The sequence below is a fragment of the Caulobacter sp. GW456-12-1-14-TSB4 genome, assembly GCF_059424195.1.
In genome coordinates this window covers 31,158-52,514 of sequence record NZ_JBWKZF010000020.1, presented here as the reverse complement: position 1 = coordinate 52,514, position 21,357 = coordinate 31,158, and the positions used below count along the sequence as shown (strand labels likewise).

Sequence of the window (21,357 nt, the reverse complement as noted above, 5' to 3'; positions counted from 1 at the left end):
GGTCGCGCGTGGGACAACCCTTACAGGTAAACGACTAAGCAGTGTTCTGTTGGCGCGGGGGCGACATGGTCAAAAGTGAGCGCTTGAGGACGCATATGCGCCTATTGTCGGCGTCGGCTATTGGGGCGATGGCGGTTGCCATTCCTCCGTCAATGACTTGGGCTGCTAGTTTCGCGTGCGAAGGGACCCTGAGCCAAGTCGAGCAAGCTGTATGCAGTGACACCGAGCTTTCCGCCCAGGATGAAACGATCGCTTCGCTCTACAAGGCCATGCGTCTTCAGGATTTGTCGGGGTCCGTGCGCGCTGAGCAAAGGCAGTGGCTCGAAGAGAGAAATAGCTGCGCATCGCTAGCATGCTTGCGGGAGGTCTATGGGACTCGTCTAACGCAATTGAGCGCGGCGACCTCCGTACAGATGTCATTCAGCGGTCCTGATGCTGCAGCACCGGAGGCAATTGCCCAAGTCGCGGAAACTGCACAATCGGCGACGCACGATGCGTCCGGTTCCGTTACGCCGGAGCCTTCCGCGAACACCGGCATACGCCAACCGGTCGAGGCCTCTCCTGCCCAACGCGACACTCAACCTCCTGCCACGACGTCGAGTCCCATCGGTTTTCTCATCTTTCTGGCCGTAGTGTTTGTAGCTTGGCTTCTGGTGACCGTGGGTCGCCGACATCGCCGTCTTCAGGCCTTTGCCACCGCTTATGCGCTGATCGATCAACACGCCAAGGCGCTCGCTCTACAACGACGCCAACTGATCGTCACGGATCCCTACGGGACCCTGGTAGTGAAGGGTTGGCGCAAGGAGGCTGCCTATTTTTACGAGACAATCATCTGGCCTAGGCTCGACCAACGGCAAAGGCAGATTGTTGGCTCTGTCGATGCTTTCAAGCTTATTGAAGAACGTCTTGCGGTACTCGGGATTGACCTGAAAGATATTGCGCCGACTTTCAACGGCAATGATCCAACGCATTATGAGCACCATTGCGCCGATATCCTGCGCGAAGCGGGGTGGAGCGCGCGGGTCACCAAGGGGAGTGGCGACCAAGGCTCAGACGTCATCGCTGAGCGTGACGGCATCAAATTGGTCCTGCAATGCAAGCTTTACAGCTATCCGGTAGGGAACAAAGCCGTCCAGGAAGTCGCGGCGGCGCGCGCGCATGAGCTTGCCAACCATGCGGCCTGCGTGACCAACAGCAGCTATACCCCCTCGGCCAAATCGTTAGCCGTGACCAACCGTGTTGCTCTTTTGCACCATGACCAATTGCGGGATTGGGCTGACGAGTTGGTGGCTGCAACATAACCCAGGCCTCAGAAACGACCGTAGGTCCGACTTAGCGCCCCCTCCGCCCCAACCAAAAAGGGCCGCCGGTTGTCCGGCGGCCCTTCCTGTTTCGGGTTGGTCGTTCGACCTACCAGATCTTCACCCGGTCCGCCGGGGCGACGTACAGCTTGTCGCCCGGCTTGATGTCGAAGGCGCTGTACCAGCCCGGCTGGTTCCGGACCGTGCCGTTGACGCGGTAGAGGGCCGGCGAGTGCGGGTCGCTGGCGATCTGCTGCTTCAGGGCGTCGTCGCGCGACTTCTGGCGCCACACCTGGGCCCAGCCCAGATAGACGCGCTGGTCGCCGGTGAAGCCGTCCAGCACCGGCGAGGGCTTGCCCTGCAGCGACACGTGATAGGCGTCGAGGCCGAAGCCCAGGCCCGACAGGTCGCCGATGTTCTCGCCCATGGTCAGGCCGCCGTTGACGTGCACGCCCGGGAAGGGCTCGAACGCCGAGTACTGGGCGCCCAGTTTGTCGGACTGGACCTTGAACTTGGCGGCGTCTTCCGCCGTCCACCAGTCGCGCAGCACGCCGTCGCCGTCGGACTTGCGGCCCTGGTCGTCGAAGCCGTGGCCGATCTCGTGGCCGATCACGCCGCCGATGCCGCCGTAGTTGACGGCCGGATCCGCGTCCGGATGGAAGAACGGCGCCTGCAGGATGGCGGCCGGGAACACGATCTCGTTGTTGACCGAGTTGTAGTAGGCGTTGACCGTCTGCGGGGTCATGCCCCACTCGGACTTGTCGACCGGCTGGTTCAGGCGCTCGACGTCGTGGCGATAGTCCCAGGCGGCTTCGCGCAGGGCGTTGCCATAGGCGTCGCCCTCCTTGATCTCCAGCTTGGAATAGTCACGCCACTTGTCGGGATAGCCGATCTTGACGGTGAACTTGTTGAGCTTGTCCTGGGCCTTGGCCTTGGTCTCCGCGCCCATCCAGTCCGACGCCTCGATGCGGGTCTTCAGGACGGTGCGGATGTCGCCGACCAGCGAGACCATCTTGGCCTTGGAGGCCGGCGGGAAGTAGGCGGCGACATATTCCTTGCCGACCGCTTCGCCCAGCATGCCGTTGACCTGGGCGACGCCGCGCTTCCAGCGGGGGCGCTGCTCGGGCTGGCCGGCCAGGGTCTTGTTGCGGAACTCGAAGCTGGCGTCGACGAAGCGCTTGGACAGAGTCGGGGCCGCGCCGTCGATCACCTTGAACGCCTGCCAGGCCTTCAGGGTCTCGATCGGGGTGTCGGCATAGATCTTGGCGAACTTCGGGAACGAGGTGTTGGTCGTGACGATGAAGCGATCGACCTTCGGCAGTTCGGTGCCGACCAGATACTTGTTCCAGTCATAGCCCGGGGTCTGGGCCTGCAGCTCGGCCAGGGTGGCCGGGTTGTAGGTCTTGTCGCGGTCACGACGCTCGACGCGGCTCCACGAGGCCTCGGCCAGCTTGGTCTCGAACTCGACGATGGCCTTGGCGTTCTCGGCGGGCTTCTCCCAGCCGCCCAGGGTCAGCATCTTCTCGACATAGGCCAGATAGGCCGTCTTCTTGTCGGCGAACTTGGCGTCCAGATAGTAGTCGCGGTCGGGCAGGGACAGGCCGCCGGTCGAGGCGTAGACGGCGTAGGCCTTCGGGTTCTTGGCGTCGGTCGAGATGCCCAGGCCGATGATCGCCGAATAGGGCGTGGTCGAGCTCTTGCCCATCAGGGCGGTGAACTCGTCCTTGGTCTTGATCTTCTGCACGCCGGCCAGCCACGGCTTGATCGGGGCGGCGTCCAGCTTCTCGATGCCGGCCTCGTCCATGAACGAGCGATAGGCGGCGCCGATCTTGGCCTTCTCGCCGGTGGCGGCCTTGTCGGCGGCCAGGGCTTCGATGATCGCCTTAGTGCGGGCTTCCGACAGCTCCGACAGCTTGTCGAAATTGCCGTAGCGGGTGCGGTCCGACGGGATCACCGTCTTGGCGTCCCAGGCGCCGTTGGCGAACTTGTAGAAGTCGTCGCCCGGCTTCACCGAGGTGTCCATGCCCGAGATGTCGAAACCCCAGGTCCCGTACTTCGGCGACTCCAGCGAGGTGACGTCGCCCGAGGCGGCGCCTTCGGCCAGCGCCGGCAGCAGCGACTGGATCGTGCAGGCGTCGTTGACGCAGGGGTGTTCCTCGTGGGCCTGGGCCCCGAAGGCCGACAGGGACAGCGCGGCCATCGCCGCGGCGCCGAACCAAACTCGTTTCATGGAAGTCGCATCCGTTGGTGTGAGCTGGAGCGTGGCAGCCGAAAGTGTGAGCGGTTTCGGCGGCCGCCACGCTCCATATGTTTGGACCAGAGCCTGTCCGTGTCTGATTTCATCAGAAACGGACAGGCTCTGGCCGGCAATCTGCACGGGCGCGGAATATTTGCTCCCTTAAAAAAAGTTCATGTAGCCCATTTTTTGACTCTTCAGTGACGGTGCTCGGACGCGGCGGGAGCCGGCCCGCCGGCCGGCGGCGTCAGTTGCACGGCCAGGTCGATCTGGACCTTGCGGCCGTTGTCGAAGACCAAGGTTACGGGAACTTTTTGCCCCACCTTCTGGTCGGCCTTCAGGGACAGGATCATGAAGTGGTAGCCGCCGGGGGCGAAGACGATCTGGCCGCCGGCCGGGATCACCACGCCCTTGTCGAACTCGCGCATGGTCATGACGCCCTTGACCATGGCCGACTGGTGGATCTCGACGGAGTCCGCCGCCGCGGTCTCCATTCGCTTGAGCGTCACCGGCGTCTTGCCGGCGTTGGCGATGGTCATGAAGCCGACGCCGTTCATCCCTGCCTGGGCCGGGCGGCTCCAGGGCTGGCGGATGGTCACGGCGCCGAGCTTGTAGTCGGCGGCCAAAACACTTTGGGGAGCTGCGGCTGAGGCGGCGGCCAGGATGGCGGTCAGGGCGATGGCGAACGGTCGCGACATGGGACGCTCCTTAGTGGTGATGAGCGGGGGCGAAAACCTCGTCCTTCGACAAGCTCAGGATGAGGTTTTCGACTGAACGGCCTTAGCAATAGTCCTCACCCTGAGCTCGTCGAAGGGCGAGAACGGCCCCTCTGACTAATGATGGTGGGCGGCCGGGGCCGCGTCATTCGGGATCAGGGTGACGACCGGCGCGGGGCGTTCGGTGCCGGGCGCGTCGGTCCAACGGCTCTCGCCCTTCTCGCAGGTCTGGACGACCGGGAAGACCAAGCGGTCGCCGGTCGCCGGCAGCTTCATCAGCACCGCGAAGTCGTCGAAGGCCTCGTCGGGCAGGCGGCCGGTGTAGGTGATCGCCGTCGGCGCGGCCTTCGGGTCCGGTCCGCGCTCGAGGGCGTAGGTCCAGCCCGGCTTCACCTGCGGCCGGGCCGAGGCGACGCCGGCGGGGATCTCGATCCGGACCTTCAGGGTCGCGTCACCGGCGCCGCAGGCATGGCCGACGCGGAAGGCGATGGCGGTGTAGGAGCCGGCCTTGGCGGTGTCCTGCACGGCGACGACGTGGGCTGCGGCCCCCGTTGCCAGGAAAGGCGTGGCGGCCAGCAGGGCGAGGACGATCAGCTGGGTTTTCATCGGGGCTCTCCTCAGAAGTTCACGGTGACGCCGCCGAACACGGAACGCCCGTCGCCGGGCCAGATCGTGGCGGTCGCGGCGGTCCAGGCGACGGCGGCCTGGGTGTTGGAGACATAGGCCTTGTCGGTCAGGTTCCGCGCGTCGACGAACAGCGACACGGCGGGCGTGACCTTCCAGCCGGCGTTGAGGTTGACGATCGCATAGCTGGGCGTGGTCTTGGTGTTCTTGTAGTCGATCCAGGCGTCGCTGGCCGACCACTCGACCGAGGGGGCCACGAACCAGCCGCGCGGGTCGTCGTAACGGACCTCCGAGCGGTAGAAATTCTTGGGCACGATCGGCAGGCGGTTGTCGCCGAACTGGACGTCGTCCTTGAAGCGGAAGTCCGAGTAGGTCCAGGTCTGGCGCAGGCGCCAGCGCGGGGCCACGGCCCAGTCCAGCGCCGCCTCGATCCCCTGGTGCACCGTCTTGTCGGCATTGAAGGTCGAGGCCGGGATCGACGAGGTCACCGCATATTGCAGCATCTCGTCGCGCAGCTCGGCCCGATAGAGCGTCAGGTCGTAGGTGAACGGGCCGCGATGACCGCGCGCGCCGACCTCGCCGGTCCAGGCCTTCTGGGCCTTCACGGGGGCGAAGCCGGTGTTGGTCGGGCTCATCGAGCTAAAGTTCGGCGGCTCGACCGAGCGGGTCAGGTTGGCGAACACCTGGTCGCCCGCCTCGTCCTGCCACAGCAGGCCGACGCGCGGCGACACCCAGTCATAGGTCTTGTCGGCGTGCAGGTTGAAGGTCGCCGCCTGGCCCGGGATGGCGAAGCTGGTGTAGTCGCGTTCCGCCTGGCCCCAGGTCGCGCCGGCCACCACGGCCACACGGTCGGTGACGAACAGGCGGCCCTCGCCGAACACGTCCACGGCCTTGGCGTTCTGCAAGGTCCGCGAGGTCGGCGCGCCGCGTGCGCCCCGGTTGTTGACGTAGAAATTGCTGTCCATGTCGCCGGTGCGGTACCAGGCGCCGAAGAAGGCGTCGGTCCGCTTGCCGGCGACCTGGCCGTCCCAGTCGAAGCGACCGAAGGCGCCGTAGTTGCGGCTCTGCTGGTCGATGACCTGGAAGATCGGGTGGTCCAGGTCCTTCCACACCGCATAGACCGCGCCCTGGAAGACGAGGCTGTCGTTCAGCCGCCAGCTGGTGCGCAGCGAGCCGCGCAGGCCGCGCTGGTTGCGGCCCTGGTCGCCCGCCAGGTTGCCGGCCGCCGACTGGTGCGGATCGGCCTGGAACTGGGCCAGGGTCAGGGATCCGGGGATCTCCTGGTTGATGTTCGAGCCGTTGACGATGAAGCGGACCTCGCGGTCCTCGCCGAAGCTGCGGCCGATGTTGAGGCTGCCGAACTGGATGTTCTGCTGGCTCTGCGAGCGCCACCCCTGGCCGGTCTGGTTGGTGGCGGCGGCGTAGACGTCCCAGTCGCCGGACTGGCGGGCGATCGCCACGCGCTCGCGCAGCAGGCCAAACGACCCGCCGTCGATCCGGACCTGGTTCTGGAAGCCCGCGTCCTTGCCCGTCGGGGTGACCATGTTGATCGCCCCGCCCAGCAGGGCGCCGCCGAAGCGCAGGGCGTTGCCCCCGCGATAGACCTCGGCGTAGCGGGTGTTCAGCGGGTCGGCGATCTGGCTGTCGCCATAGCCGTCGGCCTCGTTCAGCGGCACGCCGTCCTGAGCCAGCAGCAGGCCGCGATTGTGGTTGGCGTTGCCGATGCCCGAGCCTCGGATCGAGATGCGAACGTCGCCGCCCCACTTGCGCTGGGCGTAGACGCCGGGGGCGTCGCGCAGCATGTCGTCCAGCGCCAGGGCCTGGCGGGCCAGATAGCTCTCCTGCGAGATCACCGACACCGCGCCGGGGGTCTCCGACAGCCGTCGGCGGGCGTCGGCGACGACGGGCGGGTCCTCGGGGTTGGGGCGGGCGGTGACGATGACCGAGGAGACGGCCTGGTCTTCGGTTTCAGCGGCGTAGGCGGCGGGCGCGATGGCGGCGAGCGCAGCGGCGCCCAGCAGGGCGCGGCGGAAGATCGACATAGGAATGAGAGTCCTGAAGGCGTGAAGAGGCGCGCGGCGGTTCAACGCGGCGCGGCGGCAAAAAGGTCAGGCGTTCAGGTTGGCGGGCGGGCCCTGGCTGGGCGGGCGCGGCGGGGCGCGAGCATGGCCGCGAACGCCGAGCACGCGCTGGACGGGCGTCTCGACGAACTCGGCATATTGGACGGGGGCGATGGCCGGGACCGGGACGTCGACCGTGACCGCCAGGGTCGGGCCGACGCAGTTGGAGCACTTCAGCCCCATGAAGCCCTTGGCCGGGGCCGTGCGGACCGAGCCGTCCTTCTCGAGGATGACGACCTTGGAGCCCTCGGCCGAGCAGATGACTATGGCCGAGCCGCTCTCGCGCAGGTCATGCGCCATGGCCGCGGCCGGCGTCAGCGCCTGGACGAACACGGCCAGCATCGCCGCGAACGCGGCGAGCAAGGCTCGGAACTGTCCTAAGCGGGCGACCATGTTCGCTGAGTAGGGCGCGAGGGTGAGGCGGTCAATCAGGCGAGGGTGAGGCGGATGGAAGCGCGGGCCCTTAAGGGGCGCTTTAGGCCTGCCGACGCGCGACCTTCACGTGGTCGATCAGCGCCCGCAGCTTGGGCGCCAGGTTCCGGCGGGCCGGGAAGTAGAGGAAGAAGCCCGGGAAGACCGGCGAGAAGGGCTCCAGCACCGGGACCAGCTCGCCGCGCGTGATCCACGGCTGGAAGGTTTCCAGCATGCCGAAGGTCAGGCCGCCGCCGGCGCAGGTCGTGCGGATCATCAGCAGCATGTCGTTGGTGGTGATCTCGGGATCGACCGCCACGTCGAACTCGCGGCCGTCTTCCTCGAACTCCCAGCGATAGGGCGCGACGTCGGGAGCCGGCCGCCAGCCGATGCATCGGTGGCCGGTCAGGTCGCGCGGATGGGCGGGGGCGCCGTGGCGCTCCAGATAGGCGGGGGCGGCGACGACCACCTGCCGCTGCGGACCCGACACCGGCACCGCCACCATGTCCTGTTCGATCACCTCGCCCAGGCGCACGCCGGCGTCATAGCCGCGCTCGACGATGTCGAACGGCTCGTCGGTGACCAGGATGTCCAGGCGCACGTCCGGATGGGCCTCGCGAAAGCTGGCCAGCAGCGGACCGGAGATGAAGCGCTCGGCGATCGAGGAGACGGCCAGCCGCAGCAGGCCCGCCGGACGCGTCTCGCGGTCGGTGATCGCGGCGGCGGCGGCCCGCATCTCGGCCAGGGCCGGGGCGACGCTGGCCAGCAGCCGCTCTCCGGCTTCGGTCATGTGGACGCTGCGGGTCGTGCGGTGCAGCAGGGCCGCGCCCAGGTCCTGCTCCAGCTTGCGGATCGCCTGGCTGACGGCCGAGCGCGTCACGCCCAGCCGCTCGGCCGCCGCGCGGAAACTGCGGGCCTCGGCGACGGCGGCGAAGGTCGCCAGGGCGTTGAGATCGAAGGACATTGGTAAGAACTGCTTACCAGATCATGCATGTTTGAGCCAATAGTCGCGCCAATCGCGGACGACTACCTCCTGGGCTCGGGCGATCGGCCCGCTCAGGAGACGGACATGGATAAGGTTGTTCTCATCACCGGCGCGTCCAGCGGCATCGGCGAAGGCATCGCACGGGAGCTGGCGGCGGCCGGCGCCAAGGTCATGCTGGGCGCGCGGCGCACCGACCGCCTCGACGCCCTGGTCGCTGAACTGGTCGCGGCGGGCGGCGTCGCCCAGGCGCGGGCCCTGGACGTCACCGACCGCGCCAGCGTCGAGGCCTTCGCCCAGGCGGCGCGCGAGACCTGGGGACGGGTCGACGTCATCGTCAACAACGCCGGCGTCATGCCGCTGTCGCTGATGGCCTCGCTGAAGGTCGACGAGTGGGATCGGATGGTCGACGTCAACATCAAGGGCGTGCTGTACGGCGTCGCCGCGGTGCTGCCGGAGATGACCGCGCGCGGCTCGGGGCAGATCGTCAACATCGCCTCGATCGGCGCGCTGTCGGTGGTGCCGACCGCCGCCGTCTACTGCGCCACCAAGTATGCGGTGCGCGCCATTTCGGACGGTCTTCGCCAGGAGAACGCGGCGCTGCGCGTGACCTGCGTCATGCCGGGCGTGGTCGAGAGCGAGCTGGCTTCGACCATCACCGACCCGGTCGCGATCGAAGCCATGGCCGCCTATCGCGCCATCGCCCTGAAGCCCGAGGCCATCGCCCGCGCGGTGCGCTACGCGATCGAGCAGCCGGACGGTGTGGACGTCAACGAGATCGTCGTCCGCCCGACGGCGTCGGTGGGCTAGTCACCCCACCGACATCGCATCCAGCACCAGCGCCGTGCGCTCCGCCAGGTCGTTGATCACGGCCAGATAGGCCTTGAAGTGCGACGTCTCGCGGTGCGCGGCGACGTCGGTGGCGTCGATGTAGAGCTCGTCCAGCACCAGGCGCTCGGGGTTGGCCTGGTCGCGCCAGATGTCCCAGCGCAGGTTGCCGGGCTCGGCGCGGCTGGCGGCCTGCAAGGTGTGGAGCAGGGCTTCCAGTTCGGCGAGCTTGCCGGGGCGGGCGGTCAGCAGGGCGATGATCTTCACGGACATCGGTGGGTTCCTTGGGAAGAGACCGGTCTCCGGTGGGTGTTCCACCGGAGACCTGACGGTTCTAAGCTTGAGCGCGGTCCAGGGCGGCCACGAACTTGGCGGCCAGCGGGTGGTCGGACTTGGGGTTCTGGCCGGTGATCAGCTCGCGGTCCTCGATCACGTTGGGGGTGAAGTTCACCTCCGTGGTGATCACCTCGCCGCCGGCGATGGTCAGGGCGTCGGCCACGTTGAAGTAGAGCTTGGCGTTCAGGACGTGGTCCTCGACGACCTTCTCCTCGCTGTTGGAGAAGACGGTCATCTTGTAGCCGGCATACTGCCAGTCCTTGGCCCATTCGGCGGCCTTGGCCTCGTCGCCGGCGATCAGGGCGGCCCGGAACTCACGGGCGTGGGGCAGGGCGGCGGTGACGGCGATCGGGCCGTGGCACAGCAGGGCGGTGGGCTTCGAGCGCGCATGGAAGTGGCGCAGGATCACGCCCAGTTCGGCGTCCTGCATCAAGTCGACGCCCGGGGCCTGGCCGCCCGGCACGAAGACGCCGGCGTAGTTGTCCAGGCCTTCCTCGATCACCGAGGTCAGGGTGCGGACGTTGGTCATGGCCGGATCGGTGTCGAAATAGGCGCGGGCCTTCTCATAAGCGGCCTGGTCGTCGCCGAAGTGGCCGGCGCTGTCCGAGTGCGGATCGATGAAAGGCTGCGCGCCGTTCGGGGTGGCCAGGACCACCTCGTAGCCGGCCGCGGCCACGGCCATGGCGGGCACGACGGTTTCGTTGAGATATTGGCCGGTGGCGCCGAAGCCGCCACCCTGGATTTCGATCCGGGTGGCGTTGGAACCGACGACGAGAACTTTGCCCTTCGACATGACTGCCTCCGTTTGGCTGGGTTGGTTGTCCCTTTCGGACAGGCTGACCATGCTCCCGCGAGAGATATTCCAGAACTTTATTGATATGATTGTAGATATTCGTATCAGTGATGTCTGATGCGGTACGACCTCAATCTCCTGCCGGTCTTCGTGGCGCTGATGGAAGAGCGCAGCGTCACGCGCGCGGCCCAGCGGCTGGGCATCACCCAGCCGGCGCTGTCCAATTCGCTGGCTCGCCTGCGCGTCATGCTGCGCGACCCGCTGTTCGTGCGCGAGCGCTACGGCCTGCGGCCTACCGAGAAGGCCGAGGCGATGGCGCCGGACATCGCCGAGGCGCTGGCCAGGATCGACGAGGTGGTGCTGGGCCAGCAGGACTTCGATCCAGCCCTCGCCGACCACGCCTTCGTCGTCGCGCCCAACAGCTATGTCGAGTTCGTGCTGGGTCCGACCATCGTCTCGCGCCTGGCCAAGCAAGCGCCGGGCATCAAGCTGCGGCTGACGCCGTTCGGCAACGACCTGGCCGAGACCGGGGTGATGTCGGGCACGACGGCCATGGTGCTGGGCCGCATCGTCGATCCGCCCGACAACCTGGTGGTCCAGCACCTGATGGACGAGGGTCTGGCCTGCGTGGTGCGCGCTGACCACCCGGAGATCGGCGACACGCTCTCGCGCCAGCAGTACGAGCGGTTGAAGCACGTCAATGTCCTGCCGCCGGGCCGGATGCGGACGGGCCTGTTCCAGGCGCTGGACCAGCAGGGCCTGCGCCGCGAGGTCGCCGTCTCGGTCACCCACTTCCTGGCCGTGCCGGAGATGGTCGCGGCCACCGACTACTGCGCCACCTTGCCCAGGCTGATCTGCCGCCACCTGTCGAGCGATCCGCGCCTGAAGGTGGTGGCCGCGCCGGTCGATCTGGGGACCTTCCCGGTGCAGATGGGTTGGCACGTGCGCTACCGGAACGACCCCGCCCACCGCTGGCTGCGCGGGCTGATCAGCGAGGCGGCGGCGAGCCTGGCCTGACGGCAAAACTTCGCGCGCCGGGCGACTTTTCGCGACTCATTCGCGGGCCGATCCTTGACATTTCAGCCTTTCGGGCTACATTCAACCAATCTGGTTGACTTAAGAGATGCGCGGCATGCCGCACGCCAAGATCATGTCGCCCGCGCAGTGTCGCGGGGCGCGCGGCCTTCTGAACTGGTCGCAAGGCGAACTGGCCGACAAGGCCGGGGTGTCGCGGAGCACGGTCAAGGACTTCGAGACCGAGCGCCACGCGCTGCATCATAGCACCGAGCGGCTTCTGATCGACGCGATCGAGGCCGGCGGGGTCATTCTGATCGCTTCGGCTGAATTCGGAGCGGGCGTTCGGCTGCGACTGGCCGGGTAGGAGCAACAAGCACGAAGGAGGGCGCGTGGCGCACGAGGTTTCCCCCGGGGACTACAAGGATGTGGTCCTGTTCTTGGCGACCGCTGGGGTCGCCGCGCCGCTCTTCAAGCGCCTGAAGATCAATCCGATCCTCGGCTTCCTCCTGGCGGGGGTGATCCTGGGGCCGTTCGGCCTGGGCCGCTTCATTCCCCAAGTCCCCTGGCTCAATCACGTCACCGTCGACAACCCGGCCGAAATCGCCCAGATCGCCGAGTTCGGGGTGGTCTTCCTCCTCTTTATGATCGGCCTGGAGCTGTCGTGGGAGCGCCTGCGGCTGATGCGCCGGCTGGTGTTCGGCCTGGGCGCGATCCAGGTGATCGGCTCGTCGGTCGTCATCGGCGTGGCGGCCATGCTGCTGGGCCAGCCGCCGGTCGCGGCCATGGCCATCGGCGCGGCCCTGGCCTTGTCGTCCACCGCCATCGCCATTCCCGTCCTGTCCGAGACCCGGCGTCTGCATTCAGAGGGTGGCCGCGCCACCTTCTCGGTGCTGCTGTTCCAGGACCTGGCCGTCGCCCCGATCCTGATCACCCTGGCCATCCTGGGCCGCGGTGACGGCTCGTTCGCGATGAAGGACCTGCTGGCCCTCGGTCCGGCGGTGCTGGGCCTGGGCGCCATCGTGCTGTTCGGCCGCCTGGCCCTGCGGCCGATGATGAAGTCCGTCGCCAAGGCCAAGAGCGAAGAGATGTTCATGGCCGCCTGCCTGCTGGTCATCCTGGGCGCGGGCCTGGTGGCGGCGATCTCGGGGCTGTCGATGGGCCTGGGCGCCTTCGTGGCCGGAGTGCTGCTGGCCGAGACCGAGTACCGCCACGAGGTCGAGGTCAAGATCGAGCCCTTCAAGGGCTTGCTGCTTTCCTTGTTCTTCGTCTCGCTGGGCATCCGCCTGGACCTCTCCCTGATCGTGGCCCAGCCGATGATGGTGCTGGGCTCGGCCCTGGGCCTGCTGGCCGCCAAGCTGATCATCGTGTTCGGCGCGGCGCGTTTGCTGGGCGTGGGGACCAGGCCCTCGCTCGAGTCGGCTCTGGCCCTGGCGGCCGGCGGCGAATTCGCCTTCGTGATCCTGGACAACGCCATGGGCGCGGGCGTCGTGCCGCGTCCGGTCGGCCAGGCGGTGCTGGTCGGCGCCACCCTGACCATGTTCCTGATCCCGGCCCTGACCAGCCTGGGCGCGCGCCTGGCGCGCAACAAGACCGCCCCGACCACCGAGGCGCCGCCGGAAACGGCAGCGCACGGCGGTGGCGAAGAGGCCGCCGATCAGGTGCTGGTCGTCGGCTATGGCCGGGTCGGCAAGCTGGTCGGCGACATGCTGAACCGCCACGACCTGCCCTGGCTGTCGGTCGAGCGCGATGCGCGCCTGGTCGAGCAGGGGCGCCGCGAAGGCCTGCAGATCTACTACGGCGACGCCTCGCGGCTGGAGCTGCTGGAGCGCTGCGGCCTGGCGACCGCCAAGGCGGTGGTGATCACCATGGACTCGCCGGAAGCCGCCGAGGCGGTGGTCGCCGCCGCGCGCGGGGCTCGGCCGGACGTGCCGATCGTGGTCCGCGCCCGCGACGCCCGTCACGCGGCAAGGCTCTACGAGCTGGGCGCCACGGACGCGGTGCCCGAGACCATCGAGGCCTCGTTGCAGCTGTCCGAAGCCGTGCTGGTCGATATCGGCGTGCCGATGGGCCTGGTCATCGCCTCGATCCACGAGCGCCGCGACGAGTACCGCAAGGTGCTGAACCGTCCCGACGCCCTGGGCGGCAAGCGCCGCCGCCTGCGCGACGCCACGCTGCGATAGGAGCTTTCGGATGACCATCGAACGGATCGGCAAGGCGGCCCGCTGGAGCGACGCCGTCGCCGCCCACGGCCTGGTGTTCCTGGCCGGCCACGTGGCCGAGGAGACGGCCGGGCAGTCGGTGCTCGACCAGACCCGCGAGGTTCTGGCTCAGATCGACGACACCCTGGCCCAGGCCGGGGTGACCAAGGCCGCGCTGGTCAGCGTCACCATCTATATGGCGGACATCGGCCAGATCGACGCGATGAACCAGGCCTGGGACGCCTGGGTGGATTCCGACAACCCGCCGGCCCGGGCGACCGTCGAGTCGCGCTTGGCCCGTCCCGAATACGCGGTCGAGATGATCGGCGTCGCGGCGCGTTAGGCGCCCCTTTCCACTAAGTACTGGCGATCCGGTCGAGGTTGGCGATCACCCGCTGAAGCAGGCCGGCCAGCTGGTCGGCCTCGGCGTCGGTGAAGCCTTCCAGCACCTCGCGATTGCCTTGCAGCAGGACCTCGATCGCGTCCGGCAGGCGCGCCTCCGCGCTCGGCGTCAGGGCGATGTGGCTGCTGCGGCCGTCGGCCGGGTCGGGGGTGCGGGCGATCAGGCCGTCGCGCTCCATGCGGGCCAGCATCTGGGCCATCGGCGGCTGCTCGACCTTGGCGAAGCGGGCGAGATCCCGCTGGGTGCTGGCCTGGCCGTCCCGCAGCGCGACCAGCACTGGCAGGTGGCCGACCCCGAAGCCCAGCGGCTTCAGCCGCGCCTCGCTGAGACGGGCGAAGCCGCGCGCGGCCAGGCTGATCAGGTGGCCCGGCGTGGTCAGCACATCCATCGGCGTCTCCTCTTGCGTCAAAGTGTATACGTGCATATGTATCTTGACGCAACGGTCTCACGGAGAGGTCCCATGGACGCCGACATCAAGCTCATCGAAGGCCTCTACGAACGTTTCAATGCGCGCGACATCGACGGCGTGCTGGTGGCGTTGGCCGACGACGTCGCCTGGGCCAACGGCATGGATGGCGGCCACGTCCACGGCCACGATGGCGTCCGCGAGTACTGGACGCGCCAATGGGCCATGGTGAGTCCGCACGTCGCGCCGGTTGCTTTCCACCGCACGTCGGGCGGCGCGATCGTCGCCGAGGTCATCCAGACCATCCGCGACCTGGATGGCAACCCGCTTCAGGGCCAGACGCACGGGCTCGCGGACAAGATGGTCGGCCACATCTTCACCTTGCGCGATGGCAAGGTCACGCGCTTCGACATCCGGGAGGACTAGAGCGCCTCGGCCCGATACCGCCGCCGGGCGCCCGCGACTTTCACGATGCGCAGGAAGTGCGGGCAGTCCATCAGCTGCGGGACCTTGCAGTCGGCGGCGTGGGTCAGGCCGTCGCGCATACGGGTCAGGGTCTCGATCTTGCGGTCCAGCACGGCGGCCTTGGCGCGCAGGGTGGCGCGGTCGATGTCTGGCCCGCCCAGCATCCCGGCGATCTCGTCCAGCGTGAAGCCCGAGGCGCGGCCTAGGGCGATCAGCGCCAGGCGCTCGGCGGCGTCCGGCGCGAACAGCCGCTTCAGGCCTCGCCGGCCGGTCGAAGCGATCAGTCCCTTCTCCTCGTAGAATCGCAAGGTCGAGGCCCGCACCCCGGAGCGTCTGGCGAGTTCCGATATGTCGATGTCGAACATCGCTTGACCTCAAGTGCGCTTGAACTTGCAGGATGGCGGGGCAAGACGAGGATCGCAATGAAGGAGATGCGGATGAGCGACCAGGACATGGCGGCCTATTGGGACCGGGCCGGGAAGGTCTGGGTCGAGCAGCAGGGTTTGCTGGACCGGATGTATCGGCCGTTCGCCCAGGCGGTGGTCGAGGCCGCCGACCTGCGCGCCGGCGAGACCGTGCTGGACGTCGGCTGCGGCTCGGGCGCGACGACCTTCGAGGCGGCCTGGCGGGTGGGGCCACAGGGCCGCGCGGTCGGGGTCGACATCTCGCCGGCCCTGCTGGAACTGGCGCGGCGCCGGGCGGGCGCGGACGGGCTGGAGGGCGTCGACTTCGTGCAGGCCGACGCCCAGACCCATGCCTTCGCGCCGGCGTTCGACGCCATCGTCTCGCGGTTTGGGGTGATGTTCTTCCCCGACCCGGTGGCGGCCTTCGCCAATCTGCGCACGGCGCTGAAGCCCGGCGGTCGGCTGGCCTTCGCCTGTTGGCGGGGGCCGGAGGACAACGCCATCTCCACCGTCCCGCTGGAGGCCGCCGCGCCGTTCCTGCCGACGGTCCCGAAGTTCGAGAAGGACGCGCCCGGCCGCTTCGGCTTCGCCGATCCCGACCGGGTGCGGACGATCCTGGACGAGAGCGGCTGGCGCGACGTCGCCATCGCGCCGCTCGACGACCCGACCCCGGTCAGCGCCGAGGAGCTCATGACCATGAGCCTGCGGGTGGGGCCGCTGAACCCGATCCTGGCCCATACGGACGACGCCGTGCGCGAGAAGGTCCGCGTGGCGGTGAAGGCGGCGCTGGAGCCGTACGTGAAGGATGGCGTCGCCGCGATGAACTCGGCCTGCTGGTTGGTGACGGCGCGAGCCTGATCCGACCAGCTTGAGTTTTCCACAGATCCATTATATATCCGACTGGTCAGTTATATAATGGATCGCGAAAATGCAGGCCGGTACCCCGAAATGGCGGCGGCGCAGCGAGGCAAGACCGGGCGAGATCGTCCAGGCCGCGCTCGAGGTGTTCGCGGAGAAGGGCTTCGCGGCGGCGAAGCTGGACGAGATCGCCGCGCGGGCGGGAATCTCGAAGGGTGCGCTCTATCTCTATTTCGAGACCAAGGAAGACATCTTTCGCGCGGTGGTCCGCGAGGCGGTGGTCCCGAACCTGGACCTCGTCGAAGCGGCTCTGAATCAAGCGACGATCCCATTTCCGGATTTGCTGCGTCTGCTCTTCGCACGCGTCGAACTGATGGTTCAAACATCGCGGTTGGGCGCGGTGGCCAAGCTGGTCATCGGCGAGTCTCGCAACTTTCCGGAACTGGCCCGGGTCTGGCACGACGAGGTCGTCAGTCGCGCTATGAAGGCGTTGAGCCAGGCCTTGGAGAAGGCTCAGTTGCGCGGCGAAATCCGGATAGGCGATCCGCGTCTACAAGCCTTCAGCATCATGGGGCCGATCCTGATGGGCGTGATATGGCAGGAGACGTTCACGCCCGTTGGCGCTCCCGCGATCGACCTCCAAGGATTGATCGTACAGCATCGTGAAACCGTGCTGGCGGGTCTGGCTCCGCGAGCGGGTGTCTTGCCATGAAGCCCGCCGTCCGGATGGTCGCCGTCGTGGCGGGCGTCGGCCTGGCCGGCTTCCTGGGCTGGCGGCTGCTGGGGCCTGACGCGCATCGGCCCCATCGGCTGTCGGGCTATGTCGAGGGCGAGACGCTCTATGTCGGAGCCTCGAACGCGGGCCTGGTCTCGACGGTGGCCGTGCAGCGCGGAGACCGGGTGAAGGCCGGCCAGCCGTTGTTCGCTTTGGACGCCGCCCAGCTGACCGCCGCCCGCGACCAGGCGGCCGCCCAGGTGGCGATCGCCCAGGCCCAGTTGCGTGACGCCCAGAAGGGCCAGCGCCCGCAGGAACTGGCCGTCTATGACGCCGAGCGTGCGGCCGCGCAGGCGCAGGTTCGTCAGGCCCAATCCGACTACAACCGCATCGCGCCGCTGGTGGCCAAGGGCATCTACGCCCCGGCGCGGCTCGACCAGGTCAAGGCCGCGCTGGACACCGCCCGCGCCAACGCCGCCGCCGTGGCGCGGCGCAAGGGCGTCGGCGAGCTGGGCGCGCGGCCGGACGCGGTGAACGCGGCTCAAGCCGCCGTGGCCTCGGCGCGCGAGACCCTGACCGCCGCCCAATCGCGCCTGGACCAGATCAGCCCCAAGGCCCCGGCGGCCGCGCGGGTGCAGGACGTCTTCTACCAGCCCGGCGAATGGGCGGCCGCCAACCAGCCGGTCGTGGCGCTGCTGTCGGACGACCGCGTGCGCCTGCGGTTCTTCGCGCCCGAGGACGAGGTGGCGCGGTATCGGGCCGGGACGGTCGTCCGCTTCACCTGCGACGGCTGCGGGGCCGAGCGCTTGGCGCGGGTCAACTATGTCAGCCCCAAGCCTGAGTTCACCCCGCCGGTGATCTACAGCCGCGAGGCCCGCCAGCGGCTGGTGTTCCTGGTCGAGGCCAAGCCCGAGGGCGGCGCGCCGCTGGCGCCGGGCCAGCCGGTCGACATCGTTCCGCTGGACGGTGGAAAGTGAGCGACCTGGCCGTTGACGTCCGGGGGCTGAACAAGAGCTTCGGGCCGCGCCACGTGGTGCAGGACGTCTCGATCCAGGTCGAGAAGGGCCGGATCACCGGCTTCCTGGGTCCCAACGGTTCGGGCAAGACCACCACCTTGCGGATGCTGTGCGGCCTGCTGACCCCCGACAGCGGCGAGGGCGCGGTGCTGGGCCTGGACTTCCGCAAGGACGCCGAGGCGGTCAAGCGCCAGACCGGCTACATGACCCAGAAGTTCTCGCTCTATGAGGACCTGTCGATCGAGGAGAACCTCGACTTCGTCGCGCGCGTCCACGAGCTGGACCGCCGCCGCGAGCGGGTGAGGGAGAGCCTGGACCGCCTGGGCCTGACCGCGCGCAAGAAGCAGCTGGCCGGATCGCTGTCCGGCGGCTGGAAACAGCGCCTGGCCCTGGCCGCCAGCGTCATGCACGGCCCCAGGCTCCTGCTGCTGGACGAGCCGACCGCCGGCGTCGACCCCAAGGCGCGGCGCGAGTTCTGGGACGAAATCCACGCCCTGTCGGCCGAGGGCCTGACCGTCATGGTCTCGACCCACTACATGGACGAGGCCGAGCGCTGCCACGACATCGCCTATATCGCCTACGGCCGGCTGATGGCGCGAGGCACGGCCGATGAGGTGATCGCCGACAGCGGCCTCGTCACCTTCCGCGCCGAGGGACAGGGGGCGGATCGCCTTGCCCGTGAGCTGGCCGGCCAGCCCGGTGTCCTGATGGCCGCCCCGTTCGGCGCCGCGCTGCACGTCAGCGGGACCGACCGCGCGGCGCTGGAGGCGGCGATCGCGCCCTACCGCAAGCCGCCCTTGGCCTGGGCCGAGGTCCAGCCGACGCTGGAGGACGTGTTCATCCGGCTGATGGATCAGTCCTCGGACAACTTTCAATGAGCCAGCTGTCGGGCGCCCGCATCCTGGCGGTGCTGATCAAGGAGTTCATCCAGCTCACTCGCGACCGGCTGACCTATGCCATGATCCTGGTCATGCCGATCGTGCAGCTGCTGCTGTTCGGCTACGCCATCAACAACGACCCGCGCGACCTGCCGACGGCGGTGCTGGTGCAGGACCAGGGGCCGATGGCGCGGTCCGCCCTCTCGGCCCTGGTCAACAGCGGCTATTTCGAGATCGTCCGCACCGCGACCTCGCCGAAGGAGCTCGATGACGCCGTGGCGCGCGGCGAGGTGCAGTTCGCCCTGACCATCCCCGCCGACTTCACGCGCCGGGTGGTGCGCGGCGACGCGGCCCAGATCCTGGTCGAGGCCGATGCTTCCGATCCCGCCGCCACCGGGGGCGCGATCGCGGCGCTCTCCAGCCTGCCGCGCACGGCCCTGTCGCGCGATCTGGTCGGCGCGGTTGCGAAGCCCGGTGGCGATCCGTTCGAGGTGGTGATCCACCGCCGCTACAATCCCGAAGCCATCACCGCCTACAACATCGTGCCGGGCCTGCTGGGCGTGATCCTGTCCATGACCCTGGTGATGATGACCTCGCTGGGCGTCACGCGGGAATATGAGCGCGGCACCATGGAGAGCCTGCTGGCCACGCCGGCCCGGCCGATCGAGGTGATGATCGGCAAGCTGACCCCTTACGTGGCCGTCGGCGTGATCCAGACGGTGGTGATCCTGGTGTTGGCCAAGGCCCTGTTCGCCGTGCCGATGGCGGGTGGCTGGATCGCGCTCTGCCTGGGCGTCCTGCTGTTCATCGTCGGATCGCTGGCCCTGGGCTTTCTCATTTCGACCGTGGCCCGGACCCAGCTGCAGGCGATGCAGATGTCGTTCTTCTACATCATGCCCTCGATCCTGCTGTCGGGCTTCATGTTCCCGTTCCGGGGGATGCCGGACTGGGCGCAGGCCCTGGGCAGCGTGATACCGGTGACACACTTCCTCAGAGTGGTGCGCGGCGCCTTGCTCAAAGGACTGGACACGACGGCGCTGTGGCCAAGTCTTTCCGCCCTCGGACTGTTCGTGATCGTGGTCTCGGGTCTGGCCATGGCGCGCTACCGCACCACCCTGGACTAGAGCAGAGTCGGTCGATGACCTGACTTAGCCGGCAAGAATGTGCGGTTTTTGGGCGACGATCTGCGAATGCTTGACTGTTTCGTGCCGCCAAGCCCTTGCGCGCAACCGGTTCACGTGCGAACCCAGCGGAGCTGACGCTTATTTTCTGCGGACGTTGGTGGACACGCTCGGAAGTTGATCCTGAGGGGCGGTCATGTTTAGCTTTCCTGAGCATAGGGCAGGGGGGCGAAACCTGACGAGTGTGTCTTTGCTGACACTGTCCCGTGGCGTTCGCCTTGGTATAACAGTGCTCGGTCGGTCTCCGGCCTGGGCAGGGCAATAGAGGGCTCTTCAACGATGAAACTCAACCTCCTGGCGGGAGCTGCTCTGGTCGCGGTGTTCGCCGCGTCGGGCGTTTCGGCCCAAGAGACCGGCTGGTACGGCGCGGTCGACCTCGGTTACCACTGGCCGCAGTCCATCGGGACGCAGTCGAACCAAACCTCGCCGGACGGCGAGTACGTTCACTGGGCCTGGAAGACCGAGAAGGATTGGACGGGCTTCGTCCGCCTGGGCTACCAGTTCAACCCGCACGTCCGCGCTGAAGTCGAAGGCGGCTATCGCCCCGGCGACCTGAAGGGCGTTCGTGGCCCGGCGGCGCGCTCGCCGATCGGCCTCTGCACCCCCGGCGTGACCCGCACCGCTGCGGCTCCGACCTGCGGCGCTCCGAGCGGCTCGATCGACGCCTGGACCCTGATGGCGAACGTCATTTATGACTTCGCTCCGGACGCTTGGCTGAACCCGTTCGTCGGCGTCGGCGTCGGCATCAACCGCCTGGACGTCAAGGCCCTGGGCCAATACAGCAACATCCCGGGCGCGATCACGACGGCGAACCCGTCGGTGCAAACCCTGACGGCTGACGATGACGACATCGCCATCGCCTACCAAGCTCTGGCCGGCGCCTCGATCAAGGCCACGGACAAGCTGAAGATCGACTTCACCTATCGTTGGGCGACCGCTCAGGAACACACCTGGCAGACGACCAGCTCGGGTCCGGTGCAACCGGGCGCGTTCAAGGGCCAGTACAAGGACCAGTCGCTGACCGTGGGTCTGCGCTACTCGTTCGCGTCGCCGCCGCCCCCGCCGCCGCCGCAGTATGAGGCCCGCGAGTTCATCGTGTACTTCCCGTTCGACCAATCGGTCCTGACGACGGAAGCGCAATCGGTGGTCACGGAAGCCGCGAAGTACTCGAACGACGGTCACGCGACGAAGATCGTCGTCGTCGGCCACACCGACACGTCGGGTTCGCCGAAGTACAACGCCAAGCTCTCGGAACGCCGCGCCAAGGCCGTGGCTGACGCCCTGGTCTCGCAAGGTGTCCCGGCTGGCGTCCTCGGCGTCGACTGGAAGGGTGAAAGCGCTCCGGCCGTCGCCACCGGCGACGGTGTGAAGGAACCGCTGAACCGCCGTTCCACGATCTCGATCAACTTCTAAGATCGAATCGACTGAAGACTTGGGAGGGCCCGGCGGCGACGCCGGGCCCGTTCTCT

Annotated in this window: 23 protein-coding genes; 13 read left to right on the top strand and 10 right to left on the bottom strand. The window is 67.9% G+C overall.

Annotated features, from left to right (window positions below):
* Positions 1-95: 95 nt before the first annotated feature.
* Complete coding sequence (locus tag AC07YH_RS18125; protein WP_494748350.1) at positions 96-1,301, top strand: restriction endonuclease; 1,206 nt, start codon at positions 96-98, stop codon at positions 1,299-1,301.
* A gap of 109 nt (positions 1,302-1,410) precedes the next feature.
* On the opposite strand, the gene AC07YH_RS18120 is transcribed toward AC07YH_RS18125, so the two are convergent.
* The 6 genes from AC07YH_RS18120 to AC07YH_RS18095 form a co-directional block, all read right to left on the bottom strand.
* Positions 1,411-3,531 (bottom strand): M13 family metallopeptidase, encoded by a 2,121-nt coding sequence (locus tag AC07YH_RS18120; RefSeq protein WP_494748349.1) that lies wholly within the window; start codon positions 3,529-3,531, stop codon positions 1,411-1,413.
* Between the two features lie 203 nt (positions 3,532-3,734).
* Positions 3,735-4,235: a copper chaperone PCu(A)C gene (locus tag AC07YH_RS18115; RefSeq protein WP_494748348.1), complete on the bottom strand. Its 501-nt coding sequence runs from the start codon at positions 4,233-4,235 to the stop codon at positions 3,735-3,737.
* A 135-nt stretch (positions 4,236-4,370) separates the two neighbouring features.
* On the bottom strand, positions 4,371-4,859 hold the full coding sequence (locus AC07YH_RS18110) for a YcnI family copper-binding membrane protein (RefSeq protein WP_494748347.1): 489 nt from the start codon (positions 4,857-4,859) through the stop codon (positions 4,371-4,373).
* Between the two features lie 11 nt (positions 4,860-4,870).
* Positions 4,871-6,919: a TonB-dependent receptor family protein gene (locus AC07YH_RS18105; RefSeq protein WP_494748346.1), complete on the bottom strand. Its 2,049-nt coding sequence runs from the start codon at positions 6,917-6,919 to the stop codon at positions 4,871-4,873.
* Positions 6,920-6,985: 66 nt separating this feature from the next.
* The gene (locus AC07YH_RS18100; RefSeq protein WP_494748345.1) at positions 6,986-7,360 is read right to left on the bottom strand and encodes a DUF2946 family protein; all 375 of its coding nucleotides are present in this window, start codon (positions 7,358-7,360) and stop codon (positions 6,986-6,988) included.
* A 112-nt stretch (positions 7,361-7,472) separates the two neighbouring features.
* Positions 7,473-8,372: a LysR family transcriptional regulator gene (locus tag AC07YH_RS18095; RefSeq protein ID WP_494748344.1), complete on the bottom strand. Its 900-nt coding sequence runs from the start codon at positions 8,370-8,372 to the stop codon at positions 7,473-7,475.
* A 105-nt stretch (positions 8,373-8,477) separates the two neighbouring features.
* Here AC07YH_RS18095 and AC07YH_RS18090 point away from each other — a divergent pair, with 105 nt between their 5' ends.
* Positions 8,478-9,200: an SDR family oxidoreductase gene (locus AC07YH_RS18090; RefSeq protein WP_494748343.1), complete on the top strand. Its 723-nt coding sequence runs from the start codon at positions 8,478-8,480 to the stop codon at positions 9,198-9,200.
* On the opposite strand, the gene AC07YH_RS18085 is transcribed toward AC07YH_RS18090, so the two are convergent.
* Together AC07YH_RS18085 and AC07YH_RS18080 are read right to left on the bottom strand one after the other, a co-directional pair.
* Positions 9,201-9,491 carry a putative quinol monooxygenase gene (locus AC07YH_RS18085; RefSeq protein WP_494748342.1) on the bottom strand — a complete coding sequence of 97 codons (291 nt, stop codon included), beginning with the start codon at positions 9,489-9,491 and terminating at the stop codon, positions 9,201-9,203.
* A 61-nt stretch (positions 9,492-9,552) separates the two neighbouring features.
* A complete protein-coding gene (locus tag AC07YH_RS18080) occupies positions 9,553-10,347 on the bottom strand; it encodes a type 1 glutamine amidotransferase domain-containing protein (protein WP_494748341.1) in 795 nt (264 codons plus the stop codon).
* Positions 10,348-10,464: 117 nt separating this feature from the next.
* On the opposite strand from AC07YH_RS18080, the gene AC07YH_RS18075 reads away from it, so the two are divergent.
* The 4 genes from AC07YH_RS18075 to AC07YH_RS18060 all read left to right on the top strand — a co-directional run bounded on the left by AC07YH_RS18075 (position 10,465) and on the right by AC07YH_RS18060 (position 13,905).
* Positions 10,465-11,364, top strand: coding sequence for a LysR family transcriptional regulator (locus AC07YH_RS18075; RefSeq protein WP_494748340.1), 900 nt, complete (start codon positions 10,465-10,467; stop codon positions 11,362-11,364).
* Positions 11,365-11,479: 115 nt separating this feature from the next.
* A complete protein-coding gene (locus tag AC07YH_RS18070) occupies positions 11,480-11,728 on the top strand; it encodes a helix-turn-helix transcriptional regulator (protein ID WP_494619202.1) in 249 nt (82 codons plus the stop codon).
* A gap of 25 nt (positions 11,729-11,753) precedes the next feature.
* The gene (locus tag AC07YH_RS18065) at positions 11,754-13,544 is read left to right on the top strand and encodes a cation:proton antiporter domain-containing protein (RefSeq protein WP_494748339.1); all 1,791 of its coding nucleotides are present in this window, start codon (positions 11,754-11,756) and stop codon (positions 13,542-13,544) included.
* Between the two features lie 10 nt (positions 13,545-13,554).
* Positions 13,555-13,905: a RidA family protein gene (locus AC07YH_RS18060; RefSeq protein WP_494748338.1), complete on the top strand. Its 351-nt coding sequence runs from the start codon at positions 13,555-13,557 to the stop codon at positions 13,903-13,905.
* A gap of 13 nt (positions 13,906-13,918) precedes the next feature.
* Here the strand turns inward: AC07YH_RS18060 and AC07YH_RS18055 are convergent, their stop codons facing one another.
* Positions 13,919-14,353 carry a MarR family winged helix-turn-helix transcriptional regulator gene (locus tag AC07YH_RS18055; protein WP_494748337.1) on the bottom strand — a complete coding sequence of 145 codons (435 nt, stop codon included), beginning with the start codon at positions 14,351-14,353 and terminating at the stop codon, positions 13,919-13,921.
* A gap of 72 nt (positions 14,354-14,425) precedes the next feature.
* Between AC07YH_RS18055 and AC07YH_RS18050 the strand changes: the two genes are divergently transcribed.
* Complete coding sequence (locus AC07YH_RS18050) at positions 14,426-14,797, top strand: nuclear transport factor 2 family protein (RefSeq protein ID WP_494748336.1); 372 nt, start codon at positions 14,426-14,428, stop codon at positions 14,795-14,797.
* On the opposite strand, the gene AC07YH_RS18045 is transcribed toward AC07YH_RS18050, so the two are convergent.
* Positions 14,794-15,201 (bottom strand): helix-turn-helix domain-containing protein, encoded by a 408-nt coding sequence (locus AC07YH_RS18045; RefSeq protein WP_494748335.1) that lies wholly within the window; start codon positions 15,199-15,201, stop codon positions 14,794-14,796. The genes AC07YH_RS18050 and AC07YH_RS18045 overlap by 4 nt on opposite strands.
* A 72-nt stretch (positions 15,202-15,273) precedes the next feature.
* Here AC07YH_RS18045 and AC07YH_RS18040 point away from each other — a divergent pair, with 72 nt between their 5' ends.
* The 6 genes from AC07YH_RS18040 (at position 15,274) to AC07YH_RS18015 (ending at position 21,301) form a co-directional block, all read left to right on the top strand.
* Positions 15,274-16,098, top strand: a complete 825-nt coding sequence (locus AC07YH_RS18040) for a class I SAM-dependent methyltransferase (protein ID WP_494748334.1) — start codon at positions 15,274-15,276, stop codon at positions 16,096-16,098.
* Positions 16,099-16,168: 70 nt separating this feature from the next.
* The gene (locus AC07YH_RS18035) at positions 16,169-16,810 is read left to right on the top strand and encodes a TetR/AcrR family transcriptional regulator (RefSeq protein WP_494748333.1); all 642 of its coding nucleotides are present in this window, start codon (positions 16,169-16,171) and stop codon (positions 16,808-16,810) included.
* The gene (locus AC07YH_RS18030) at positions 16,807-17,790 is read left to right on the top strand and encodes an HlyD family secretion protein (RefSeq protein WP_494748332.1); all 984 of its coding nucleotides are present in this window, start codon (positions 16,807-16,809) and stop codon (positions 17,788-17,790) included. Before AC07YH_RS18035 ends, AC07YH_RS18030 begins: the two co-directional genes overlap by 4 nt.
* Positions 17,787-18,707, top strand: coding sequence for an ABC transporter ATP-binding protein (locus tag AC07YH_RS18025; RefSeq protein ID WP_494748331.1), 921 nt, complete (start codon positions 17,787-17,789; stop codon positions 18,705-18,707). Before AC07YH_RS18030 ends, AC07YH_RS18025 begins: the two co-directional genes overlap by 4 nt.
* A complete protein-coding gene (locus tag AC07YH_RS18020; RefSeq protein WP_494748330.1) occupies positions 18,704-19,831 on the top strand; it encodes an ABC transporter permease in 1,128 nt (375 codons plus the stop codon). Before AC07YH_RS18025 ends, AC07YH_RS18020 begins: the two co-directional genes overlap by 4 nt.
* Before the next feature lie 336 nt (positions 19,832-20,167).
* Entirely contained in the window at positions 20,168-21,301 is a 1,134-nt protein-coding gene (locus tag AC07YH_RS18015; RefSeq protein ID WP_494748329.1) for an OmpA family protein, read from the top strand.
* Positions 21,302-21,357: the final 56 nt, after the last annotated feature.